This is a genomic window from Pantoea sp. MHSD4, from assembly GCF_021043305.1.
GTDB lineage: Bacteria > Pseudomonadota > Gammaproteobacteria > Enterobacterales > Enterobacteriaceae > Pantoea > Pantoea eucalypti.
In genome coordinates this window covers 1-8,110 of sequence record NZ_JAJNDH010000014.1, presented here as the reverse complement: position 1 = coordinate 8,110, position 8,110 = coordinate 1, and the positions used below count along the sequence as shown (strand labels likewise).

Annotated in this window: 6 protein-coding genes; all 6 read left to right on the top strand. The window is 47.3% G+C overall.

The window, feature by feature from the left end; all coding sequences use genetic code 11:
* The coding region (locus tag LQK91_RS21600; protein ID WP_231001674.1) for a bacteriophage T4 gp5 trimerisation domain-containing protein at positions 1-679 on the top strand (679 nt) is incomplete at its 5' end.
* On the top strand, positions 679-1,098 hold the full coding sequence (locus LQK91_RS21595) for a DcrB-related protein (RefSeq protein WP_003849020.1): 420 nt from the start codon (positions 679-681) through the stop codon (positions 1,096-1,098). The genes LQK91_RS21600 and LQK91_RS21595, both read left to right, overlap by 1 nt.
* Positions 1,099-1,100: 2 nt before the next feature.
* Complete coding sequence (locus LQK91_RS21590) at positions 1,101-5,624, top strand: RHS repeat-associated core domain-containing protein (protein WP_105100158.1); 4,524 nt, start codon at positions 1,101-1,103, stop codon at positions 5,622-5,624.
* Positions 5,624-6,034 (top strand): immunity 22 family protein, encoded by a 411-nt coding sequence (locus LQK91_RS21585; protein WP_033761564.1) that lies wholly within the window; start codon positions 5,624-5,626, stop codon positions 6,032-6,034. The genes LQK91_RS21590 and LQK91_RS21585 overlap by 1 nt, the downstream gene beginning before the upstream one ends.
* A 222-nt stretch (positions 6,035-6,256) precedes the next feature.
* Complete coding sequence (locus LQK91_RS21580) at positions 6,257-6,565, top strand: hypothetical protein (protein WP_105100157.1); 309 nt, start codon at positions 6,257-6,259, stop codon at positions 6,563-6,565.
* Between the two features lie 448 nt (positions 6,566-7,013).
* Complete coding sequence (locus tag LQK91_RS21575; protein WP_231001673.1) at positions 7,014-7,451, top strand: hypothetical protein; 438 nt, start codon at positions 7,014-7,016, stop codon at positions 7,449-7,451.
* Positions 7,452-8,110 lie beyond the last annotated feature (659 nt).

Below are 8,110 nucleotides of genomic sequence, written 5' to 3'. Positions count from 1 at the left end.
TCAGGGGTTCGGCGGGGTGCAGATCCCGCGGGTCAACGACGAAGTGGTGGTGGACTTCATCAACGGCGATCCGGACCGTCCGCTGATCATCGGCCGCGTGTACAACGAGGCGAGCATGCCGCCGTGGGCGCTGCCGGCGGCAGCGACGCAGATGGGTTTTCTGAGCCGGTCGAAGGATGGCACGGCGGACACGGCGAACGCGCTGAGGTTTGAGGATAAGGCGGGTGAAGAACACCTGTGGATCCAGGCACAAAAGAACATGGATACCCATGTTAAAAATGATGAATCACATAGTGTTGGTGGCTCACAAACCGTCAGCATTAATCGAGACTACAAAGGTAAGGTGGCCGGTGCGCATGAGCAGGCAACACAGCTTTCACATACGGAGGTAATTGGTGGTGGTTTTTTACAACTAGTGCAGGGAGGCATTGTGCAAGCTTCTGATACCGGAATACGTCTGGTGGCTGGTCAATCCATTCTGGAATTAGGCGCTAACGGTCAGGTCAATCTGCAATGTATAAATTTCACAGTGAACGCGTCCGGGCAGGGTGAAATTAATACCGGCGGTACGCTGGATTTAAATATTAGTAAACCTGCCGCTGCTTCTGATACAGAGCCCACATCAGCACAAATTCAGAATGCTGTAAAAGCGGCATTTAATCAGGGAAGTAAAGAATAATGGAAATTAAATCATTTGCTCTTTCAGAGGGCACCCTCAACTTGTCTGATGCCTGGCAGGATCACAGCATCAATGTTCTGAAATTTCCTGCCAGTGATGCAACTTTAGTCATCACCCGCGCATGGGATATCTCACCTGAAGAAGAAAATGACTATTTCTCCCAGCAGCTGGCCAGGATTAAGCAGCGAATGAAGAAGGTTGTAATGGGTGAGCAGGTGACAAGCACTATTGCGGGCCAGTCTGCAAAAGAGGTCAAACTCTCTTTCGAGAACCAGCATGTCATGATGTATGAACAGCTAGCGATCGTGCGAATGGAAGATCATCTCCTTGTACTGACCTTTAGCCGAACGACCCCTTTTGATGCAGATACAGATGCGCTCTGGAACTCAGTCAAAGCGGGTATGCAACTGGGAGTCTGACGATGACGGATTTTATTGCAGCCCGTATCGACGACCCCCTGGTGCATAGCTCGGCGCTTGCCGATTTTGTGGGAGGCCTGGTAGAAGGTGCCATCGTTGCAGGAGTGATGCTGGCAGCGGGTACAGGAATTGGTGCGGTGATTGGCGGTGCAGCGATTGCCGGGCTGATTTTCAGCGGAAAACTTGAGGAAATCGGCGACGCTGCAGGCAAATTTGTCGACAGCGTAATTGATCCCGGACCGCCTGATGCGATCATCATCAGTGGGTCTGACGATGTGTTGATAATGGGGAAAAAGGCAGCGCGCGCAGCCGGCACTGTGGATCGTGGCTATCTTAATATGCCAGTTGCCCAAGATGAAGGCATTGACTGGGCGGGGATCGGTATGCTTGCGCTTACTGGCGTAGCAATGGCAATGAAAACAACACTGAATCCCGGTGCTGCGCTTATGTCAGTGGCTGAGAAGGCTAGCCACATTACGTCTGATGACATTAAAGATTGGGGAAAAAGCGTCTGGACCAGCCTGACTCAGCCTGTGGTGGAAAGTGCAAACCCTTATGCGGCACCCATGCCGCAGGATAAAGTCGCATGTGCTAAAGGCCATATGGTCACCAGCAGTAATTTTATCGCGCAGGGTTCAAAAAAAGTGTTAATCAATAACCAGCCTGCTGCGCGTAATGGTGACAAAAGCACTTGTGAAGCAGTTATTAAAATTAGCGAAAATCCCCGTGTACGCATCGGCGGCGATACCATTACAGTGCGTGACATCCACAGCGGTAAAAACATGCTGGCGTATATGGCTGGTAATTTACTGGGCGGGGCCCTGGCAGGGGTACTGCCACAGCTGATCAAGTTTGGTTACAGCCGTCTGATTCTGCGCGGCCTTGCTAAAGAAATCATTTGCCCGCTCGGCGGCATCGTCGCAACCGAAGCCGCTGCTCAGGCAGTCATTAAAGCCAGTAGTACGGCATTTCCTGTCAATATTGCTACTGGCGCTAAAATCCTTGCACAGGATGAAGACCTCGATTTTGTGCTACCGGATCGCATACCACTCAGATGGCAGCGTATTTACCACAGTCGCAACTTAGCAGCCGGGATATTAGGTACTGGCTGGATGCTGCCTTTTGAAACCCGCTTGTATCGTTTGCCGGATAATCAACTGATGTTTCGTGATATGACTGGCCGTGAGTTGGGCATGGGCAAGGTCAATACAGGAGACGTCATTGATTTTCAGGAAGAAGGTCTGAAACTGTTCTGTAGCCCGAACGGTGCGATGGTGATACAGCATCATGACGGCGAACACCAGCTTTACGAACCGGATCCCTTAAATATGGGCGAATGGCGCCTGCATCGTCTCTACGATCGCCATGAAAATGCTCAATATTTTGAATGGAATAAGCAGGGGCAGTTGGTACGCATCTTTAGTGATAATGAAGCACTTGATGTCGAGCTTGAGTATCAGGAGTGGGGACGGCTTAGCGCAGTATATCAGGTTTGTGGAAATACGCGCCGCTGCATGGTGTCTTACCGTTACAACGAGCAGAACCAGCTGATCATGGTGAGCGATGCGGACAACATCGTTTTGCGCCAGTATGGCTGGGATCGGGCTAGTGACATGCTGGCATGGCACAGTTTTTCAACCGGCCTGAAAGTTCAGTATCAGTGGCAACCCGCTCTGGACAGCAGGCACTGGCGAGTTTCTTCCTACCAGGTGCTGGATGAACAGGCAAGCGTGCTGGAAAACTGGCGTATTAATACTGACGAAAAAGAACGCATCGCCTATGTGAGTAACGATGAAGGTGTATCCAGTCAGCATCGCTGGGATATGTTGTACCGTATAACGGCTTATACCGATGAACATGGCGGTAGCTGGGCATTCAACTGGGCTGGGACCAGTGAACAGCTAAATGAGATGGTACAGCCCGACGGAGCCCGCTGGGAGTACGCTTTTGATGCGCGTGGAAATCTGACGATGGAGCGCGATCCGCTGGAGCGCACCACGCTTAAAACCTGGCATCCGTTATATGCGCTCCCGTTGAAAGAGGTGTTACCGAACGGTGCAGTATGGCAATACGAGTATAATCTAGCCGGTGATGTTGTGTCTCTGACCGATCCGGAAGGTGCAACCACGCTTTTTAAATGGAATGAACAGGGAGATCTGGTTGAGCGCATAGATGCTCATTGTAACCGGCACTGTTTCTGGTGGGACAGTCGTGGCCAACTAATCCGCGAAGAAGACTGTTCCGGTTACCCTGCTCGCCGTCAGTATGATGATACAGGAAGGCTGGTAAGCATCACGGATGCGCTGGGCAATACACAGCGATTTGCATGGAGTCCGGCGGGGCGACTTGAAATTTTAACGCGTCCGGACGGACGTGAAACCCGATTCGAATACAATAAAGCCGGCTTACTATGCGGGCAAAGTATTGAAGGTATTCTGGCGCATAAAGTTACTTTAAATTCCCGTGGTCAGGTCATTGAGGCAGTTGATCCGGCGGGCCAGAAAACACAGTTTCGTTTCAATCGGGCTGGGCGACTGACAACATTAATTAACAGCAACATGCAGGAGTGGCATTTTAGCTATAGTTCGACTGGATTATTGCAGCAGCAGCAGGATTATGCAGGACGGAAGACCGAGTATCATTACAATGCGCTCCAGCAGGTAGAGTCGCTTATCCGCTATCCGGACAGCAGCAGCGAAATGCCGCCTCAAGTCACGAACTATGAATATGATGCGCTGGGGCGAATGACGGCGCGTGAAACATGTGAGCATCGGACCGAGTTCCGGCACAGTGCCCTGGCATTAGAGATTTGTCGCGCGCCATATCAGGAATGGCGTCAGGCTGCTATTGAGATGCGTGACCCGGAACATGCTGAATATCAGATATTTACCTATAATAAACTGGGCAGATTGATCAGCGAAAAAAATCATTCAGGGGAGTACTGTCATCAATATGATGCACTGAATAATCTGAGTGCAACGTCATACCCGGATGGACAGAAAATCGACTTTCTTCGTTACGGCAGTGGACATCTTCTGGAGATTCAACTCTCCTTCAACGCGAAAAAGTTGTCCCTGGCAGGATATCAGCGAGACCGTCTGCACCGGGAAACGAATCGCACGCAGGGCGTGCTAACGCAGGAGACATATTATGACGTGGCGGGACGGATTTCCCATCGGCGCTGTCTGGACAACCCGCGTAAAACGCTGATTGCAGAAAGACGTTACCAGTGGGATCAGGCCGATCAGATTATCCGTCAGATTTATACAGATGGCACACCGTCGTCGCCGCAGGAGAAATACCGACAGTTGCTATGGGGATACGATGCAGCTGGCAGGGTGACGCAAAGCATAATGCCGGGCTGTGATGAACAGTTTTTGTATGACGCTGCAGACAATCAGACAACACAGGATTTGCATCCGGTACGGAATAACATGCTGAGGCGTCTGGATGGTGTGCGCTGGGAATATGATGGCTTTGGTCGTATGACGGAGCGGCATGATAGCCACCGGGGTATTGTGCAGCGTTTTTTCTATGACAGTGAGCATCGTATCAGTGATGTTCAGATTGAGGGTGATATTGAATTCAGCCGCGCGCAATACTTGTACGATGCGCTGGGACGCCGTACGGAAAAACGCGTCTGGCGGCACCGTCAGGAGCAGCCGGAATGCACAAAATTTGCCTGGCTGGGCATGCAACTGGTTGGTGAAAGCAGCACTCACAGGCCAGACACAGGCGTACGCTATGTTTATGCAGAAAACAGCTACGAACCGCTGGCACGTATTGACAGCACAGGCACGCATAGTGATATTTACTGGTACCACACCGAGATAAACGGCCTGCCGGACAGGCTGACTGATGAGGAAGGCAAAAGCGTCTGGCGCGGCAACTTCTCTGTCTGGGGGCGCACCCTGTCAGAACAGTGTAATGCGAGCTGGGGCGTGCCGCAGAACCTTCGTTTTCAGGGACAGTACCTTGACCGTGAAACCGGGCTGCACTATAACACGCTAAGATATTATGACCCGCGCGGCGGTCGCTATACGCAGCCGGATCCGATAGGGTTAAAGGGTGGATTAAATACTTACACCTATGTTAATGATCCAATGGTTTGGGTGGATCCATTAGGCTTGATTCCTTGGGAAAAAGGCACGTTTAACTCCTGGTTTAATGGCGCATCAGTTCAGGATATTATCGATAATAAATCAGCTGTTGAGAGTGCTCTTCGAAGTCCCGGTGGTATGCATGAAATGTTCCCTGTATCGATAGCATCTAAAGCGAAAGAGTTAGGGTTTAGCGCAGAAGAGCTTAAAGCAATGACAGTTCCGACTAGCGAAATTACATTTATTAATGTCACTGATAGAAATGGAATGCCTGTCCCAAATGGTCCTCATCATGGAAGTAAAGCAGGGCGGCATTTCCATAACAAACTTATCAGTGATTTAAAAAGTGCTGAAACTAAGATGCAAGCCATAGACATTATAGAAACACACCATTCGATCCACATGAAACGAACAGGATGCTTTTGATGAATACTAATTACGACGCGGATATTGTACATCTTTGGATAGGAAGTAATTATGATTCCGAAAAAGACTATTTGAAATATTTTGAGCTTGATTACTCAACTGAAGGGGATTTTGAGGATCCCTCCTATAAAGTTTGTGCATTTTGTCAGTATCTTGGCACAAAGTGGTACGATGAAGACTTTATAGGAATAATACCAAGAGAAGAAAAAGATGTTCCTCTTAATGAGATACTTGAGCAAGCAGCAGTTGATCTAAGCGAGATGGAAAAAATAAGAAATACATGCGCCAACTTGGGAATTGATAAAGCAAACGCCATTTTATGGTATTCAAATCTTGACGTTGATAATTTTCCTGCTATAGGTAGTGATTTTAAAGGATTAAAATATATTGGTTGCTTCAAAGGTGATTGATTTAACACTTTAAAAGTGATCTAACCTAGTTTCTTGGTATCTACCGGAGGCGGCTATTATGCTCATTCCGGTTTTTTATTCATAATTTCAACTCTCTGCTATTTTCTTAGAGATGCTCATATCCTTCAGTGAAAATTAACGATAATTTATATTTTATTATCTATTTTGACGAGTCTACTATTTTCATTGTGAGCTGGTCGCGAGGTTCAAGAATGCTTTCAAGTGGAACTATTTACTATTTACTATTTAAATGAAGATGAAATTGTTTATTACAAGAAGAAATCCTTGGAGGTAAATAGCGATGCCTCTATTAAGCTATATCAGTATTATGCATTTTCAAATTTCATCAAGCCTGACATGATAAAATGGTTGAAAATATCTGCCTTACAAGGAAATGAGGTTGCCAGGTACAATTATGCGGTTTATTTGATAAACAAAGGAGACATGATTGAAGCTTCGAGATTGATCGATGAGATTCAATCTTCTGGTGATGCTGCATCAGCTAATGAATTGAGAGAAAAGATTAGGTGAGTACATTTATGGGTATTTTATTAATCAATTTATAATTCTCTATGTTGCTTTTTAAAATTTCTCCAACTTAAGGGTAAATTTCATTGGGGTTATGATTAGGCTGGTAACTTAGCTCAGCTTTCTAAATTAATAGATCATCCGCAAGCGAGTCCTCAGGCATTAAATTTTCATTCTTCTATTTAAAGCCGCATTTTATCCGCATATTTGACCGCCCTGACTCAATCATCAAACTAATACGGAAACAACCAGCGTCAGATTTTCTTTATTATTAAGATTAACGGGTGAAGTTTATTTGTAACTTATCATAAATTCCGTGAGTGATTTTATTATTAGCAGTGTAGGATATTCGGATAATGTTGAGGGAGGTGGCCTTAGCAATATTGCTATAATTAGCGGCTACATAACGATTCTGGCTGCTAATTGATTTTTAAAAATGGATGGCAACAACATGGAAATTTTAGCATTTTTATTGTTCTGGTCAGTGACGGTGTATTTTATCTGGAGCAGTAAGATTTCCTATGGAAAAGAAACGCTGGCTGGTATAGGGAAAGCTTTTGTTGGGATTTTTATCGCCATTATCGCTATTGGATTCGTGCTTAAAGGACTGGCAGCTATAATTCCGGGTTTTACCAGGGACGCCGCAGGGGACTTAATGGAGGCGTTAGGTGCATCATTATTTTTTATATGGGGTATGAAATTTATACTTGTCGGATTCTGCAATATGTTTGGCACTGTTATGGATTTTCACAAGAAATATAATGCAGACAATTACAGGCGGTTTTCACCGGCTATCAGTAAGCTGGCACCAGGGCTGTTCATTTTTTCAAAGGTCATTCTTTCTCTTGGGACTATAGTGATTTATTACGGCATCTGGCTGGCGAATTAAACTAAGAAGGGAAACAGGCTGTTAATATTAACAAGGAATATACTTTTCTTTTACGTCGGGCTTCTCCAGGGAAGCGATCTAACAGCGCTTCCGAAAATGCCTTTATACCCTGGCCAGAGAAGAAATCCTGCATTACCGTTGCGCTGCCAGGCAGCTTCCAGCCAAGGGACTGGAACCAGTTGCCTCCCTGATATCGGTTTAACTCACATCTGACGCTAATTAACCACGGATGACTCACCCTGCCTGGAAGTCTGGGCCGCGTATGAAGGCTGCCAGTGTGAGATAAATATGTCTGACTGGCTGTTTAAAAAGCCTGCCATGACGGGCTAAAAGTCCTGTAACACCACGGGAACTAAACCGGGACGGTGTGCTGCCTGTGTAGAGAGTTACAAACGGTAGGTGAAAGCAGCAGCGCGACACGCATTACCTGTCGACCGCGGATGGCTGGGAGCCACTGGTGCACATCGATACTCTGGATGACAGCGCCATGACGTACTGGTACCTAATCTCTAATATAAGCACGGAATCTGATTATGTTCTCACGCATTACTGCTCAGCTGCCGGCGGACGGCCTGCTGTTCCATACGCTCACGGGTACCGAGACGCTGTCCCGTCCGTTTGTGCTCACCGCCGAACTGCTGGCCACCGACGCGCGCATT